The sequence below is a fragment of the Shinella sp. CPCC 101442 genome, assembly GCF_024704725.1.
Taxonomy (GTDB): domain Bacteria; phylum Pseudomonadota; class Alphaproteobacteria; order Rhizobiales; family Rhizobiaceae; genus Shinella.
On sequence record NZ_JALIQS010000001.1, the window covers coordinates 557,696 to 574,455 of the forward strand.

General features: G+C 64.4%; 15 protein-coding genes. 2 read left to right on the forward strand and 13 right to left on the reverse strand.

Translation table 11 applies throughout. The features are described from left to right. Nucleotides 1–38 precede the first annotated feature (38 nt). Nucleotides 39–980, forward strand: a complete 942-nt coding sequence (locus MUO32_RS02590) for a LysR family transcriptional regulator (RefSeq protein ID WP_257946665.1) — start codon at nt 39–41, stop codon at nt 978–980. Here the strand turns inward: MUO32_RS02590 and MUO32_RS02595 are convergent, their stop codons facing one another. The 4 genes from MUO32_RS02595 to katG all read right to left on the reverse strand — a co-directional run bounded on the left by MUO32_RS02595 (nt 981) and on the right by katG (nt 6,055). Next, nucleotides 981–1,781, reverse strand: coding sequence for a M55 family metallopeptidase (locus tag MUO32_RS02595; RefSeq protein WP_257946666.1), 801 nt, complete (start codon nt 1,779–1,781; stop codon nt 981–983). Continuing rightward, entirely contained in the window at nt 1,778–2,815 is a 1,038-nt protein-coding gene (locus MUO32_RS02600) for a P1 family peptidase (protein ID WP_257946667.1), read from the reverse strand. Before MUO32_RS02600 ends, MUO32_RS02595 begins: the two co-directional genes overlap by 4 nt. A 28-nt stretch (nt 2,816–2,843) precedes the next feature. After that, nucleotides 2,844–3,695: a D-amino-acid transaminase gene (locus MUO32_RS02605; protein ID WP_257947155.1), complete on the reverse strand. Its 852-nt coding sequence runs from the start codon at nt 3,693–3,695 to the stop codon at nt 2,844–2,846. 176 nt (nt 3,696–3,871) lie between these two features. Then, nucleotides 3,872–6,055 carry a catalase/peroxidase HPI gene (gene katG / locus MUO32_RS02610; protein ID WP_257946668.1) on the reverse strand — a complete coding sequence of 728 codons (2,184 nt, stop codon included), beginning with the start codon at nt 6,053–6,055 and terminating at the stop codon, nt 3,872–3,874. A 171-nt stretch (nt 6,056–6,226) separates the two neighbouring features. Here katG and MUO32_RS02615 point away from each other — a divergent pair, with 171 nt between their 5' ends. Continuing rightward, nucleotides 6,227–7,153: a hydrogen peroxide-inducible genes activator gene (locus MUO32_RS02615; RefSeq protein WP_257946669.1), complete on the forward strand. Its 927-nt coding sequence runs from the start codon at nt 6,227–6,229 to the stop codon at nt 7,151–7,153. 262 nt (nt 7,154–7,415) lie between these two features. Here the strand turns inward: MUO32_RS02615 and MUO32_RS02620 are convergent, their stop codons facing one another. The 9 genes from MUO32_RS02620 to MUO32_RS02660 form a co-directional block, all read right to left on the reverse strand. After that, a complete protein-coding gene (locus MUO32_RS02620; RefSeq protein WP_257946670.1) occupies nt 7,416–8,102 on the reverse strand; it encodes a TetR/AcrR family transcriptional regulator in 687 nt (228 codons plus the stop codon). Nucleotides 8,103–8,173: 71 nt separating this feature from the next. After that, nucleotides 8,174–9,601, reverse strand: coding sequence for an amidase (locus MUO32_RS02625; protein ID WP_257946671.1), 1,428 nt, complete (start codon nt 9,599–9,601; stop codon nt 8,174–8,176). Between the two features lie 38 nt (nt 9,602–9,639). After that, on the reverse strand, nt 9,640–10,671 hold the full coding sequence (locus MUO32_RS02630; RefSeq protein WP_257946672.1) for an extracellular solute-binding protein: 1,032 nt from the start codon (nt 10,669–10,671) through the stop codon (nt 9,640–9,642). A gap of 249 nt (nt 10,672–10,920) precedes the next feature. After that, entirely contained in the window at nt 10,921–11,235 is a 315-nt protein-coding gene (locus MUO32_RS02635; RefSeq protein WP_257946673.1) for a hypothetical protein, read from the reverse strand. Continuing rightward, nucleotides 11,232–13,526 carry an FdhF/YdeP family oxidoreductase gene (locus tag MUO32_RS02640; protein ID WP_257946674.1) on the reverse strand — a complete coding sequence of 765 codons (2,295 nt, stop codon included), beginning with the start codon at nt 13,524–13,526 and terminating at the stop codon, nt 11,232–11,234. Before MUO32_RS02640 ends, MUO32_RS02635 begins: the two co-directional genes overlap by 4 nt. Nucleotides 13,527–13,610: 84 nt before the next feature. Beyond that, nucleotides 13,611–13,979, reverse strand: coding sequence for a VOC family protein (locus MUO32_RS02645; RefSeq protein ID WP_257946675.1), 369 nt, complete (start codon nt 13,977–13,979; stop codon nt 13,611–13,613). 65 nt (nt 13,980–14,044) lie between these two features. Then, a complete protein-coding gene (locus MUO32_RS02650; protein WP_257946676.1) occupies nt 14,045–14,740 on the reverse strand; it encodes a YafY family protein in 696 nt (231 codons plus the stop codon). Nucleotides 14,741–14,799: 59 nt separating this feature from the next. Next, entirely contained in the window at nt 14,800–15,543 is a 744-nt protein-coding gene (locus tag MUO32_RS02655) for an ATP-binding cassette domain-containing protein (RefSeq protein WP_257946677.1), read from the reverse strand. A 9-nt stretch (nt 15,544–15,552) separates the two neighbouring features. Then, complete coding sequence (locus tag MUO32_RS02660; RefSeq protein ID WP_257946678.1) at nt 15,553–16,752, reverse strand: alanine racemase; 1,200 nt, start codon at nt 16,750–16,752, stop codon at nt 15,553–15,555. Nucleotides 16,753–16,760: the final 8 nt, after the last annotated feature.

Sequence of the window (16,760 nt, forward strand, 5' to 3'; positions counted from 1 at the left end):
GATTTCACGGATGAACAGGATCGGGAGGGCGCGAGGCCGTGGAGATCAAATGGCTGGAGGACTTCGTGACGCTGGCCGACACGTCGAGTTTTTCGCGCGCGGCCGACCTGCGCAATGTCACGCAGCCTGCCTTCAGCCGCCGCATCAAGCAGCTTGAAAGCTGGCTTGGCGCAACGTTGATCAGCCGCGCCACCATGCCGGCCGAACTGACGCCGGCCGGGCGCAACTTCTTGCCGGTCGCACAGGAAGCGATCCGCACCTTCTATGCGGCGCGCGAAGCCTTGCGTCCGTCCCATGAACCGGGCCTGGTGCGTTTCGCAGCCCTTCACACGCTGACGGTCACGTTCTTTCCGCGCTGGCTGCAGGCTCTGGAAAAAGCCGGCGGCGCCTTCAGCACCTCGCTGATGCCGGACCGTGGCGGCATCGAGGCCAATCTTGACGCGCTCGTTGGCGACGAGGCGGATTTTTTCCTCACCTACGCTCATCCGGAAGTGCCGTTTCATCTCGATCGCGGGCAGTTCTCGTCGCTGACGGTCGCGCATGACCGGCTGATTCCGCTTGCGGCAACCAACGTCTCGATGCCGGGCGGCGCGCAACCGGGGCTGCATATTCTCGACCGCGCCGTCGCGCAGCCGCGGCTTGCCATTCCCTATCTGAGCTATGGCTTCAATTCGTTCTTCGGCGTGGCGCTGTCGCGCCTGCTGCTGCGCCGCCCGCCCTTCCGCCGCCGCACGACGCATGAGAACACGATCAGCGCCGGGCTGATGAACATGGCGATGACGGGAGCCGGCATCTGCTGGTTGCCGGAGAGCCTGGCGCGCGACGAGATCGAAACGGGACGCCTCGTGCCCGCATCCACCGATGCGGGCTGGAACCTCGCCCTCGAAATCCGCCTCTACCGCCACGCCGCAAGCCGCAGCCGCAAGGTCGAAGACCTCTGGCGCACGGCGAAGCAGTTGCTGGAGCGGGAGCCCGCCTGATCAGACCTTCAGGAAAACCAGCGCACGCAGGATTTCGGTGAAATCGGCGTGTTTGAAGGCAACGGCACGGGGACCGTGCGCATAGGCGCCGGGATACCAGCCGGCGCGATAGGCGTCCGTCGGGTTGTTGAACTCGATGACGACCTCGTAGCGCTCCGCCTTGGCCGGCAGGGCCTGCGCGAAATCGCCCGAAAGCGCTTCCGCCACACCCTCCCGGATAAGCCGCCGCGACCAGGCGGGGGAGATAGAGGTCGCGGCGCGGCCCTTGCCCTCCAGCGTCTCGACGGCCTTCAGCCCCGGCACCATGGCCCGTGCCTCCGAACAGATGCCCGCATCGCCGGCCAGAAAGACCGAGGGTACCCCGTATCCGGCGGCGCAGAGCGTGTTGACGGTAAATTCCGAGGCCACCTCGCCATTGAGCAGAAGGCGCGAGATGCGCATGTTGGAGGTATGGGCGAGCGGATTGTCCTCGCTGCCGGCCTTGGAATGATAGCCGGTATAGATCGCGGCGGCGAAGCCGGCGTCGAGGCCGAACATCATCGCGTCCGGATGGCCGGACCAGCCGCGCACGATGCGCACATAATCGGGCAGACGGTCGAGGATGAGGTTGCGCCCGCTGTCATGGGCGTCCTTGATCACCACTTCGGTCGCGCCGGCGGCGCGCGCGCCCTCGCAGGCGGCGACCACTTCGGCGGTCATCAGGGCGCGGAACTCGGTCCAGTCGGCGTGGGTGCGCTCGGCCTCGTCCCATTGGGCGATGCCTGCCGTTCCCTCGATATCGGCGGAGATGAAGACTTTCATGGGCTTTGGTTCTCCTTCAGCCAGTCGGCTAGGGCGGGATAGACACGGCCGTTCCGGGCCGCGGTCGCAGGCGCCATGCAGAGCGCGTTCAGCACCGCCTCCTGCGTGGTCTCGGCGGCCGCGCGGAAGGCGAGGTCGATATGGTCGTCGGAAAGGCGCTGCTGGCCGGTGATCGGCGCGGAGGGATCATGTTCGACGGGATCGGCCGTCGTGAAGCACAGCACGACATCGCCGCTGCCATGGCCCCAGAAGGCGCCGAGCCGGGCGAGCCCCGCCCCGCCCCGCCGGGCAACGCGCTGCAATTGCCGGTCGCCGAGCGGCAGATCCGTCGCCATGATGACGATGACCGAGCCGCGCTCGGGTACGGCAGGCAGGCGCGGATCGGGACGGCGCCCGTCGGGCAGCATGAGATCGCCGGCCGCGCCGAAATTGGCAAGAACCAGCGTGCCGAGCGTGAAATCGCGTTTGGCGATGCGCATGACGCGCGAGGCCGTGCCGATGCCTGCCTTGAAACCGAAGGCCGTCATGCCGGAGCCGGCACCCACCGCGCCCTGCTCGACAGGCCCCGGCCGGGCTGCGTCCAGCGCAGCCATGGCATCGCCGGGTGTCACCGCCAGCGCCTGGATATCGTTGATACTGCCGTCATTGCATTCGCAGACGAGCGGATTGACCGTCGACGTCTTCCGCCCGATTGCCGGATTGTCGGCAATCGCCCGGCGGATCAGCGCTTCCGTACAGGCCGCGACACCAAAAGTGTTGGTCAGCAGGATCGGCGTCTCAATCGTGCCGAGTTCGGCCACCTGCATCAGTCCCGCCGACTTGCCGAACCCGTTGATGACCTCGACGGCCGAGCGCGGCTTTACCCGGAAGAGGTCGCCCGGATGCGGGACGATGGCCGTAACGCCGGTAAAGATGCCGTCGCTGCGGAGCGAACGATGCCCGACCGCGACGCCCGGCACGTCGGTGATCGCGTTGTCCAGCCCCACCGCAAGCCGGCTTTCCGGCATCAGTTCAAGTTCGCGCGCCGTCTTCATGTCAAACCTCCGAACGTGTCGGCCTTCCTTATGCCGGAACGCCGGCCGCTTCCAGATAGAGCGCCTGCAGCCGCCGCGTCATCGGGCCGGGCTTGCCGTCGCCGATCACCCGGCCGCCGATCTTCACGACCGGCATGACGAGACTGGAGGCCGAGGTCTGGAAGGCCTCCGCCGCGCCCTGTGCCTCCTGCGCCGAAAAAGCACGTTCCTCGAGTTGCAGGCCTTCAGCTTCACAGAGCCGGGCGAGCGCCCGCTGCGTGCAGCCGGGCAGCGTTGCCCGGGAGGCGGCACGGGTGAGGATACGACCATCGGCGGTGATGAGATGGGCCGTCGAGGACGCCCCCTCCGTCACCAGCCCGGCCTCGACCAGCCAGACATCGTCGAAGCCGCGCGCACGCGCCGCCTGCTTCGCCATGACCTGCCCCAGCAGCATCGATGTCTTGATGTCGCGGCGATGCCAGCGCGGGTCGTCCGTCAGATCGACGGCGATGCCCTCGCGTTGCGCCCTGGTGCCGGTCAGTGTCTTCGTCTGGGTGAAGCCGACGAGTTTCGGCGCCATTATTTCGGGATAGAGGAAATCACGGTCCGCTTCGCCGCGCGAGACCTGCAGGTAGACCGTACCGTCCGCAAGCCCGTTGCGGGTGATCAGCTCTGCTTGCAGGGCCTCGATCTCGGCGCGCGACAGCGGAAGCGCAATGCCGAGTTCGCCAAGCGAACGTTCGAGCCGGGCGAGATGCAGGTCGTTGTCGATCATCCGTCCGGCGATGACGGCCGTCACCTCATAGACGGCATCGCCGAACAGAAAGCCGCGATCGAAAAGCCCGATGCGGGCATTTTCCTCGGGCACGAAATCACCGTGGACATAGACGATCCGGCCCATCTGTTCCTCTTCGCGCATCGTATTGTCGTTGGGCGGAACATTGGTGCGACTTGTGGAGCCTTACCAATTCAATTTGGGCAAAACCTCATGCAAAAACGGCCTGACGCACCTGTTTTCAAAGGCTTGAACGAAAATGGCCGGCTTTCGCCGGCCATTCCATTGGTTAAACGGATCGATCAGACGAGATCGAAGCGGTCTGCATTCATGACCTTGTTCCAGGCCGAGACGAAGTCCTTGACGAACTTCTGGCCGGCGTCGGACGAGCCGTAGACTTCCGCGAAGGCGCGCAGCTGGGCGTGCGAACCGAAGATCAGATCGACGCGGGTGCCGGTCCACTTCGCTTCGCCCGTCTTGCGGTCACGGCCTTCATAGACACCCTTCTTGTCGGCAACCGGCGACCAGACCGTCCCCATGTCGAGCAGGTTGACGAAAAAGTCGTTCGTCAGCGCTTCCGGGCGGTTGGTGAGGACGCCATGCTCCGGCGTGCCGGCGTTCAGAACGCGCAGGCCGCCGACGAGAACCGTCAGTTCCGGCGCGGTCAACGTGAGCAGCTGGGCACGGTCGATGAGAGCTTCCTCGGCCTTCAGGAACTGCTGGCGATTGGCGTTCACATAGTTGCGGAAGCCGTCGGCGCGCGGCTCGAGCGCTGCGAAGGAAGCAGCGTCGGTCTGTGCGTCGGACGCATCGGCGCGGCCCGGCGTAACAGGCACGTTGACGTCGTAGCCGCCGGCCTTCGCCGCCTTTTCGACGCCGGCTGCACCCGCGAGCACGATGAGGTCGGCCAGCGAGATCTTCTTGCCCCCGGCCTGGGCCGCGTTGAAGTCGCTCTGGATGCCTTCAAGCACGCCGAGAACCTTGGCGAGCTGTTCCGGCTGGTTGGCTTCCCAATCCTTCTGCGGAGCCAGGCGGATGCGCGCACCATTGGCGCCGCCGCGCTTGTCGGAGCCACGGAAGGTCGAGGCCGATGCCCAGGCGGTGGAAACGAGTTCCTGCACCGTGAGGCCCGAGGCCAGAACCTTGGCCTTGAGGTCGGCGATGTCCTTGTCATCGACCAGCGGGTGATCGACGGCCGGGATGACGTCCTGCCAGATCAGATCTTCCGCCGGCACTTCCGAACCCAGGTAACGAGCCTTCGGACCCATGTCGCGATGGGTCAGCTTGAACCAGGCGCGGGCAAAGGCGTCGGCGAACTGATCCGGGTTTTCCAGGAACCGGCGCGAGATCGCCTCGTATGCCGGATCGACGCGCAGCGCGAGGTCGGAGGTGAGCATGCGCGGCAGGTGCTTCTTCGTGGAATCGAAGGCATCCGGGATCGTGGCGCCTGCGCCCTTGGCAACCCACTGGTGCGCGCCGGCCGGGCTCTTTTCGAGTTCCCATTCGTAGCCGAACAGGTTCCAGAAGAAGTTGTTGCTCCACTTGGTCGGCGTCGAAGTCCAGGTGACTTCGAGACCGCTGCCGATCGCATCGGTGCCGACGCCCGAATTGAAGGCGCTCTTCCAGCCGAGGCCCTGGGCTTCCAGCTCGCCGCCTTCCGGATCGATGCCGACAAAGGATGCGTCGCCTGCACCGTGCGTCTTGCCGAAAGTGTGGCCGCCAGCGATCAGCGCCACGGTCTCTTCGTCATTCATCGCCATGCGGGCGAAGGTCTCGCGGATGTCACGCGCCGACGCCAGCGGGTCCGGATTGCCGTTCGGGCCTTCCGGATTGACGTAGATGAGGCCCATCTGCACGGCGCCGAGCGGTTCTGCAAGCTGGCGCTCGCCGCTGTAGCGCTCGTCACCGAGCCAGGTGCCTTCAGGGCCCCAATAGAGTTCTTCCGGCTCCCAGACGTCGGCACGGCCGCCGGCAAAGCCGAAGGTCTTGAAGCCCATGGATTCGAGCGCGACGTTGCCGGTGAGGATGAGCAGGTCGGCCCAGGAGATCTTGTTGCCGTATTTCTGCTTGACCGGCCACAGCAGGCGGCGGGCCTTGTCGAGGTTGACGTTGTCGGGCCACGAGTTGAGCGGAGCGAAACGTTGCTGGCCCTGGCCGGCGCCGCCGCGCCCGTCCGTGATGCGATAGGTGCCGGCGGAATGCCAGGCCATGCGGATGAAGAGGCCGCCATAGTGCCCGAAGTCGGCCGGCCACCATTCCTGCGAATCGGTCATCAGCGCATGAAGGTCCTTCTTCACCGCGTCGAGGTCGAGCGACTTGAAGGCCTCGGCATAGTCGAAGTCCTTGCCCATCGGGTCGGAGAGGTTGGAATGCGTGTGCAGGACCTGGACGTCCAGCTGGTCCGGCCACCATTCGCGGTTCGACCGACCCTTGGCGACCGAATGGGCGACGGGACACTTGCCCGCAGTATCAGTTTTCTGGTCCATGGTTTTCTCCTGTTGCGTCAGTTGTCTGGATTTCGAAGGCAAGCACATTGCGAGATCGACTGCCTTGCGGGGCCGCAATTGTGCGTGTGTTTTCCTTCCTTGCCTCCTCCTTACCCGAAGCGTATGATAAATTTAAGTTGGATTTTCTGATCGCTTTGATAAGTTTTAATTATGACAAATCTGACCCTGAAACAATTGCGCTATTTCGAGGCCCTGACGCGGCATGGTCGCTTCCGCCTCGCTGCCGATGCCTGCGCGATTTCCCAGCCGGCGCTGTCCATGCAGATCAAGGAACTCGAGGAGGAGCTTGGCAACAGCCTCTTCGAACGCAGCGCCCGCGACGTCAAACTCACGGCCTTCGGCGAAACCTTTGCGCACCGGGTGCGCGATATCCTGCGGGCCGTCGATGAACTCGGCGAACTGGCCCGCGCCGCGCGCAATCCCTTTCTCGCCCGTCTGCGCATCGGCATCATCCCGACCGTCGCGCCCTATCTGTTGCCCATCATCATAAACGATCTCAACCGCGCCTTCGACGGAATTCAGATCGATGTGCGCGAGACGCAAACGGCAAAGCTCATCCAGGAGATGACGCAGGGCGAACTGGATATCGCCATCGTGGCCTTGCCGGTCTCCGAGCCGTCGCTGACCGAGATGAAGCTGTTCGAGGAGGATTTCGTGCTGGTGCGGCGGCGCGAGGATGAGGGCAAGCCGGTGCCGGAACGCGACGCCCTGCGCGAAATGCGGCTGCTGCTGCTCGAAGAGGGCCATTGCTTCCGCGATCAGGCGCTGTCCTTCTGCCGCATCGGCTCAGCCAGGCCACGGGAAATCATGGAGGGGAGCTCGCTCTCGACACTGGTGCAGATGGTGGGCGCGGGCATCGGCGTCACGCTTATTCCGGAAATGGCGGTGCCGGTGGAAACACGCTCGGCACCCGTATCGATCGCCCGTTTTCCCGCACCGCGTCCCTCCCGCACGATCGGCATGATCTGGCGCAACTCGACCCCGCTTGCCAGACAGCTCCGGCAGATCGCCGAGGTGGTGCGCCGCTCGGCCGATGCCATGCGTGGCGCATCGCAGGTCGACGCGGTGGCGTCCTAGCGCATCTTCCGTCCGAAGCCGGCGGGATCGGCAGGCCGCAAGATCGTTGCGCGTCTGCCGATGCGCCAGGCAACGCCGCGATCAAAAGCGCCGCATCTGCATTTTATTTGCACAAGCGTACCGGAATCGCCGAATCAGACCTTCCCTGGCGCGATGCAAGGGCATAGGTGGAAAGCACTCGCGCAACCCGCGAGCTTCCCCGCGTCATTGGGAGCCAAACCGTGGCGCTTGCTGCCCCGCTTCGTGCGGGGCTCTTTTTTCTTCAGAAACTCTTGGGAAAAGCCTGGCGAAGCAGCGCCAAGGCCGTCGCGTGCAGGGCGTCTGAGCGGACCGTGTCCGGATTGAACGTGTCCCAGTACCAGGCGCCGTGCACCAGGTAATTGAGCCCTTCGGCAAGCGTATCGATATCCAAGCCCTCATAGCCGCCCTCGCGCGCCACCTCGGTCAGAAAAGCGCGCGACTGTGCGAGATAGGCCTGGTCGCTCGGCAGACTGATCATGCGGTCGAGCTGCATGGTCTGCCGGTCGCCGCCAAACACTACCCAGACGGTCACCCAGTCGGGATGCTGGATGCGGAAATGCCGGGCGCAATCGATGGAGGCGATCACACGCTCCGCCGCCGAAAGGCCCGGCTTCCACACGGTCTTCTGCCAGAGGCTCTCGAACTGATCGTTCAGATATTCGAGCACGGCGCGGAAAAGCTTTTCCTTCGAGCCGAAGTGGAACACGACCAGCGCATTGGACGAACCGACCTCACTGGCGATACGCTGCATCGTGACACCGGCGATCCCCTCCTCCCCGATCAGGCGGATGGTCGTGTCGATGATGCGTTGCGCGCTCGCCTGGCCGCGCAGATGCCGACGGTCCTTGCGGCCCGTCTTGGTCATCGGCGTCGATGTGTCGCCTGCCTCATCGGGCGCTGTCGCGGTGACGGCCTTGGGTGTCTTCAATGCATCATTCCAGAACAACAAGCGATCCACCGCCCTTATCGGACGGTGGATCGCACCGGTCAACGCCTCCTTCAGAGGCTTGGGCGGTTCGCCGCTTTCCCGTACCAGCCGCCGACGGCCTCCTCGAAGGCGAGGCCGGCCCGGAAGACGTCCGCATCGCGATAGGTGCGGCCGACGATCTGCAGGCCGGTCGGCACGCCGTTGGCGGCATGGCCCGTCGGAACAGAAAGGACGGGGCAACGGCTCATCATGTTGAACGGCGTCGTCATGACCCAGCCGAGCGACGGATTGACCACCTTGCCGTTGATCTCGACGGTTCCGGTGGAATGATCGAAATCGGCGGGAACGGCGGGCAGCGCGTTGGTCGGGCAGACGAGCACGTCGTAACGTTCGAGGATCGGACCGAGCGTCTTGTACATCTCGCCGACGACCTCCAGGCTTGCGACGAAATCCGTGGATTTCGAACCGCGACCGTTCTCGGCGAACTGACGGGCATAGGTGGTCATCTCGTCGCCGTGCTCGTCGAGCAGCGTCGAGAGATAGCCGCCGAAGAGATGTTCGAGATAGCCCATGCCGGCATCGAGGATATGCTTCGGCCAACCGAGATCGACCTCCTCCACCGTCGCGCCGAGCGAACGGAAGACATCGAGGGCGGCAAGCGTGTTCTTCTGCACCTCCGGATCGACCTCGAAGACGCCGAGATCCATGGAAAAGGCGATCTTCCAGCCTTTGATCGGCTTGTAGTCCGTGGGCAGGCGCAACTTCGGCCGGAGCGAGACGATGTCATCGGGGCTCGGGCCGCACATGACGTTCTGCAGCAGGATCGCATCCTTGACCGTGCGGGCCATCGGGCCGGTATGGCAGAAGAAATCGAGGTTGAAGGGCGTATCGTCTGGGTTGCGGCCATAGGGCGGCTTGTAGCCGACCACGCCGCAGGCCGAGGCCGGAATGCGGATGGAGCCGCCGATATCCGAACCCGTCGCGAGCGTCGAGGTGCCCGAGGCGAGCGATGCGCCGGCCCCGCCGGACGAGCCGCCGCAGGTGAAGTCCGGGTTCCACGGATTGCGCGTGACGCCCCACAGCCGCGACCAGGTGGTGCCGGCGCAGCAGAATTCCGGTGTCGCGGTGCGGGCATGCACGATGCCGCCCGCCGCCATGACGCGGGCATTCATCGTCGAGGTGCGATCGGCGACATGATCCTTGTGGATCAGCGAACCGATCGAGGTCGGTTTACCCTTGATCTCGCTTTCGTCCTTGATACCGACCGGCAGGCCTTCCAGAACGCCGGTACGCGCACCCTTGGCATATTTCGCCTCCGCCTTGCGGGCGAGGTCCATCGCTTCGTCGAAATGCGTGTAGGTGAGCGCATTGACCGAGCCCTTCAGCGCCTCGGCCCGACGGATCGTCGCCGCCATCAATTCGACGGGGGAGAGCTTGCCGCTCTTGAAGAGGGCGATAGCCTCATGGGCGGAAAGGTAACACAGGTCGAGATCGGTCATGGATTGCTCCGGGGAGTGGGTTTTGTCGGCCGGGCGCATCACTTCAGCACCTCGGTCCAGATCTTCGTATAGAGGTCGTTGACCTCCTTCGGGCAGGCCGGCGAGAAAACACCCTTGGCGAGGAATTCCTCCGGCACATCGATTTCCGGTGCGTTGCGCATGTCCTCCGGCATGAACTTTTCAGACCCCTTGATGCCGTTGGCATAACGCGCATAGGCGGAGATCAGCGCGGCATTCTCCGGGTCCATGATGAAGTTCTGGAAGAGTTTTGCATTCTCGACATTCGGCGCCGCCTTCAGCACGGCGACATTATCCATCCAGATCGGATAGCCCTCCTTCGGATAGCCGTAGACGAAACGGTCGCTCTTCAGCCGCACGCGCATCGCCGCCCCGCCCCAGCTGACGCCCGCCGCATAGTCGCCGGACGTGTATTTCTCGATGCTGGGATAGTCGAGCGCGATCCACTTGTCGCGCGCTGCCGAAAGCCGGTCGCGCACCTTGCGCAGGATGTCCTTGTCGGCCGTGCAGGCGCCGCCGCCTTCATGGTAGATGGCGAGCGAGAGGATATCGCCCATTTCCGGGATCACATTGATCTTGCCCACCAGCTCCGGCGGCGGATCGAGGAAGATCGAGGACGTGTTGGGATCGCCGGAATAGACTGATTTATCGACCATCACGCCGGTCGTGCCCCATTGCCACGGTACGGTGTAGCGCCGGCCGGGATCGAAATCCACGTTCACCCAGCGCGGGTCGATATTCTTGAAGTTCTCCATCTGGTCGGGGCGCGATTCCAGAAGCAGCCCCTCGTCGATCCAGATCTTCACGAAGGTCGAGGACGGCACGACGATGTCGAAGTCGCTTCCACCCTGCCGGGCCTTGGCGATCGCCGTGTCGTTGGAATCGAAGTCGGTGATCGTCACCTTGACATCATAGGCCTTCTCGAACTTCGCAACGAGTTCGGGATTGGTATATTCCCCCCAATTGTAGATGTTCAGGACCCCGGCCGCTTCTGCCGGCGACAGCGGCAGAAGCGTGAGGATCGATGTGGCGGCAGTCACAAGCAGGCGCATGAAACACTCCCTCGGATCTGTTGAACGTTTCGGGAGGCCCGCCGTCCCGGCAGCCGACATCGATCGGGCGGCAGAACCGCACCGGCACAGGGCAACCGTCAACGTCATGGCTTTCCGCGCGGGGCTCCTCCCTCCGCCGCGGTTGCGCATCCACCCTCCCAAGGGATGCGCTGCGCACAAAAGAAAACAAACTGAATACTTAGTCAAATAGTTTTTGCAGCATTTGCCACGCCCGGCCGCGAAGGTGGATCAGGTGACCGGGTCTGTCTGGAAAAGGCTTGCGTACCGCGCCGCCGCGTCGCCCGGCGCGAAATGTGTACGCATCGTCCGCCCGTCCCGCTTTGTCACGCGCAGGAGATCCCGGTCCGTCAGCGCGGTGAGTTCGCGCAGGACCAATGCATGGGCAAGGCCGAGCAGACGGGCGAAGGTGCGGCTGTCGCTGGCAAGGCCGAGACCGGCGGCGACCAGAAGTCCTGCCTGGATCGGCGTCAGAAGCGGGTCTTCCCGCTCTAGCCTTTCCACGAGCGCCATGAAGCGCCCGGCCTCGGGCGCATCATCGCTCACGCGGCCTCGCGCCTGCGGAACGTCACCATGATCGACTTGGACGTTGGCGTATCGCTTTCTTCGCCGGCGCTGGCGAGCGGCACCAGCACGTTCAGTTCCGGATAATAGCCGGCGATGCTGCCGCGCGGGATATCATAGGGCACGAAGCGGAAATCCGGCGCGATGCGCTCGATCCCGTCGTCATGATCACCGAGGACGTCCACACGCTCGCCTGCCGCAGAGCCGATGGCCTTCAGGTCCTCCGGATGGATGAAGATGACCTGCCGCTCGCCATAGACACCGCGATAGCGGTCGTCGAGACCATAGACCGTCGTGTTGTACTGGTCGTGCGAGCGGAAGGTCTGGAGCGCGAAGCGTCCGCCGCCCCGTTTTGCCCTTTGATGCACCGTCTCTTCCGGCAGCGGGCCGGAGAAGAATGTTGCCTTGCCCGAAGGCGTATCCCATTCGAGGTTGGCCGCCGTGTTGCGCAGGTGAAACCCGCGCGGCTTGCGCAGGCGCTTGTTGAAGTCTTCAAACCCCGGGATGGTGGCCTCGATATGGTCGCGGATGCGATCGTAATCGTCGGCAAGTTCGTGCCAGTCGACGGTACCATTGCCGACCGTCGCCGCAGCGATGCCGGCAATGATCGCCACTTCCGAGAGGAGATGCGGCGAGGCCGGGCGGTTGATGCCGGCCGAGCCGTGCACCATGCTCATCGAATCCTCGACGCTGATCAGCTGCGAATGGCCCGTCGAATTGAGGTCCATCTCCGTGCGGCCAAGGCATGGCAGGATGAAGGAGACCTCGCCCGGCATGAGGTGGGAATGGTTAGGCTTGGTCGCGATGTTCACCGTCAGCTTCAGGCGGCGCAGCGCCTGTTCGACCAGCGCGCTATCCGGCGTCGCACGGGCGAAGTTGCCGCCAAGGCCGATAAAGGCATCGGCGGTGCCATCCAGCATCGCGCCGATCGCGGCAAGCACATTGTGCCCGTCCTTGCGTGGCATCGCGACACCGAACTCCTTCTCGAGCGCATCGAGGAAGGCAGCCGGAGGCTTCTCGTTGATGCCGACGGTCCGGTCGCCCTGCACGTTGGAATGGCCACGCACCGGGCAAAGGCCGGCGCCCGGGCGGCCGATATTGCCGCGCAGCAGCATGAAATTGGTGATTTCGCGGATCGTCGCGACGGAATGCAGATGTTGCGTCACACCCATCGCCCAGGTGCAGATGACGCGGTCGGCGGTCATATAGACATCCGCCGCCCGCTCGATCTCGGCGCGCGTCAGGCCGGACTGGTCCTCGATGACAGCCCAGTCCGTCGCATCGACGGCGGCGCGATAGTCGGCGAAACCGGCGCAATGTTCGGCCAGGAAAGCATGGTCGAGCACGGAGGGAAGGCCCATCGCCACGGCCGCATCCTCGACGGCAAACAATGCCTTGGCCATGCCGCGCACGGCCGCCATGTCGCCGCCGAGCTGCGGCTGGAAATAGTGGCTGGCAATGTCGGTCGCACCGCCGCGCAGCATCTCGATCTTGTCCTGCGGATCGGAAAACCGCTCGAGGCCGCGCTCGCGGATGGGATTGAAGACGACGATGCGCGCGCCGCGCAGGGCCGCCCGGCGCAGGTCGCCCAGCATGCGCGGATGGTTGGTGCCGGGATTCTGCCCGATCACGAAGATCGCATCCGCCTCCTCGAAATCCTCCAGCAGGACCGTGCCCTTGCCGACGCCGACCGACTGGCGAAGCCCGACGCCGCTCGCCTCGTGGCACATGTTCGAGCAATCGGGAAAATTGTTGGTGCCGTAGAGGCGAACGAACAACTGGTAGAGATAGGCCGCTTCATTGCTGGCGCGGCCGGAGGTGTAGAACTCGGCCCGATCAGGATTGGCGAGACTTTTGAGGATCGTGCCGATTTCCGCAAAGGCATCCGCCCAGGCAACGGGCAGGTATTTGTCGCTTGCCGCATCATAGCGCATCGGATGGGTCAGCCGGCCGTGCAGCTCCAGCTCATAATCCGTCAGCTTGCGCAGTTCAGACAGGGTATGCGCGGCGAAGAAGGCCGGCGAGGCCCGCTTTTCCGTCGCTTCCCAGGCAACCGCCTTCACCCCGTTCTCGCAGAATTCGAAGGAGGAGCCGTGCTCCGGATCGCCCCAGGCGCAGCCGGGGCAATCGAAACCATCGGGTTGGTTGGCCTTGAGGAGGGTGCGCGCGCCGGAGATCGGCATGCCGCTTTGCAGAAGCTGCTTGCCACAACTCTTCAACGCCCCCCAGCCGCCGGCCGCGGAGGACTTCTTTCCGATAAAAGGTGTGTTCATGCCTCCTGTATTTGCCATCCGCCCCCGCGTATCAAGGGGACGGATCGTATGGCTTGATAGAAAACAACTATCGAAACACTGCCATCAAGCCCCGTCCGTGACAGCGTAGACGCGCAGGCGGTGCCCGTCGGGGTCGGTGGCGACGAAGCTGCGGCCGAAGTCCAGCTCCGATGGCGGCATCAGGATGGCGGCGCCGTTGGCGCTCCACGCGGCATGCCATCGATCGACATCGCTGGCGCTGTCGACCTTGAAGCCGATTTCAGATCCCCCGCCCGGAACCGACGATGCCGGTTCGACGCCACCCCGACCCCACAGGCCGAGACCAAGGCCTGATTTCAGGAAGAAGATGGCGAAGGTCGGACTTGCCTCCACCGGCTTCTGGCCGAGAATGCGTTCGTAATAGCGGGTGCTTGCCGCTACATCGGTCACATAAAGAAGAATGCTGTTGGACATGATGTTCTCCTGTCTTGGTTGGATAGGAGAAAACTAACATCCGACACTGTCAGTTTCTGGCAGCATCATGCGCCACGGATCGGAATTCCCTCGGCCTCCCGCCACGCCCGAAGCATGGCCTGCCGCCGCCTTGGATAACGTTCGTCCAGCATCTCCGCCGTCTCGATACGGTCGGTGCGGAAATGGCGGAAACATTCACGCAGCTCACACCAGCCGATGACGACACGGGCGTGATCGAAGAAGGACAGCGCGAACGGCCAGATGATGCGCGCCGACGCTTCTCCCGCGCCGTTGCGATAGGTCATTGCGAGCTTGCGCTCCATGCGGATCGCTTTGCGCAGCAGCGCGACGTCGATGCTGTCGTCAGGCAGTTTTGCACCCGGCCCGACGAGAAGCGGCGAAGTATCGAGTTCATTGCGCAGGTCTGTCGGCAACACGGCGGCAATTCTCGCCAGCGCATTGCGGGCGGCACCGCTGAGATGGCTGTCCGCCCGGTCGGCGACCCAGCGCGTGCCGAGCACCAGCGCCTCGATTTCCTCGGCGGAAAACATCAGCGGCGGCAGGAGGAAGCCCGGCTTGAGCACATAGCCGACACCCGGTTCGCCCTCGATATCGGCGCCCTGCGCCTGAAGGCTGGCGATGTCGCGGTAGAGGGTGCGCAGGCTGACGCCCGTCTCCTGCGCCAGCGCCTTGCCGCTGACCGGCAGGCGATGGCGGCGCAAGACTTGCAGAAGATCGAAAAGACGCTCGGATCGGGACATGGCGTCAATCTATAGAAGAGACCTGCCGCCAGAAAGTGGCAGCAGGCGTCAGTAGGGTCTCAGTTGAGGCCGGTGATCATCGAGACGATCTCGTTCTTGTTCGTCTCGGCCGTGTTGCGGAGGCCGATCTGCTTGCCGCGGCGCAGCACGCAAATGCGGTCGGAGAGCTTGAACACCTGGTCCAGGCTGTGGCTGATGATCAGGACGCCGATATTGCGCGATTTCAGCGACTGGACGATGGCTTCCACCTTGGCGGTTTCGGCAACGCCGAGGGCCGCCGTCGGCTCGTCGAGCAGGATCAATTTGCTTGCCCAGCGCGTCGCACGCGCAATCGCCACGCCCTGCCGCTGGCCGCCGGAGAGGTCGCGGATCGTCGCGTGCGCGGAGGGGATGCGCACGTCGAGTTCTTTCACCAGTTTTTCCGTCTCCGCGATCATGGTGCGCCGGTCGAGCAGGCCGAAGCGGTTCACCGGCTCGCGGCCGAGAAACATGTTCATGTAGACGGGCTGCTGGTCGGCGAGCGCGAGGTCCTGGTAGACCACTTCGATGCCATGCGCGCGCGCCATGCTGGCGCTTGCCATCGATACCGTCTCGCCCTCGATGGTGATCGAGCCCGAGCTCGGCGCGTAGACGCCGGAGATGATCTTGATCAATGTCGACTTGCCGGCGCCGTTGTCGCCGACGAGCGCCACGATCTCGCCGGGGCGGATATCTAGCGAAAAATTCTCGATGGCCGTGACGGCGCCAAAACTCTTGCGGATGTCCTTGAGGACAAGGACGGGTTCGGAAGATGAAGTCTGCATCGTAAACTCCTAGACCGGCCAAGCGGCGGTTTCGCCGAAACTGTTTTCGATGGTCTCCGCTTTCGGCGCGCCCTTCGAGATACCGGAGACGCCGACGACGAAGGCGCGCGTGACGAAAGCCTGCCCGCGAAAACCGAAGACGGCGGTATCCCCCGGCTGCGGCGCGGCGGGACCTTGCGCATCGATCATCGCGTAATAGTCGATGGCCGAGGGTGGCGGCACCTCGACGCTGCGCAGCGCGCTGGCCGCAACGGTCGGCTCGCGGCCGACGATGGCCTTCACATCGTAATCCGAAAAAATCGGATCGATATAGAAGCCGCCGCCGAAACAGTAGGCCTTGCCGCCCGAGAGATGCGAGACCTCGGTGAGATAGAGCACGGCGGGCAGTTCCGGCAGGTCTTCCATCACATGCAACGCCGTCGTTCCATGCAGGCCGTTGCCCGGTTCGCACTGCGTGGCGCCGGCTTCGGCGAGTGCGGCCAGCAGGACCGACGAGGTCGTGCCGGGGGCATTCACCTCGATGTCGCGGCGTCCGGCCTTCGCCAGCGCTTCGGCGGCCCTGGTCAGCGTCGCGAGGTTGGGCGTCGGCAGCACCTTGCGGCTGGCATGGTCGAAGAGCAGCACCGGGAAGGTGGTGATGCCGGCGAAGCGACCGCCCTCGAGCGAATCGAGACGGTCGGCAACGGCCGCGACATCCGCCGCGTCAAAACCGCCCTCGTGGCCGCGGTAGAAGGTGTCACCCTCGGCGCGGATGCGGGCCAGCAGGTTCTGCACGTAGCCGGCGGCTTTCGCTCCGGCGGCTGCTTCCTGCGCCTTCGTATCGTTGAAGACGGTCCAGTAGTCCGGCCGGAAGCGCTCGGCCGCAGCCTTCGCCTCGTGACGCGCGACCTGCTGGAGATGGCCGAGATGGCCGACCTTGAGGCCGGCCTTGTGGGTCGCGCGGGCGCAGGCCATGTCGACGGCGACGGCGCGGTCGATGCCGCCGCGCTGCACGGCGGCGCAGAAGGAGCTCGCACGACCGACCTGCTTGGTCATGGCGAAGGTTTTCAGGCCGTGTCTGTCGGCCTCGGCCTTGATCACGCGGGCATTGGCCTCGACGGCATCGAGATCGAGCACATAGGCATTGGCGGGGATCAGGCCTTGCTGGTGCAGCGCCATGGCCGCTTCGATGAAGGCGGGGTTGCGGCGGCGCAGAACGTCGAGAAACATGAAATCCT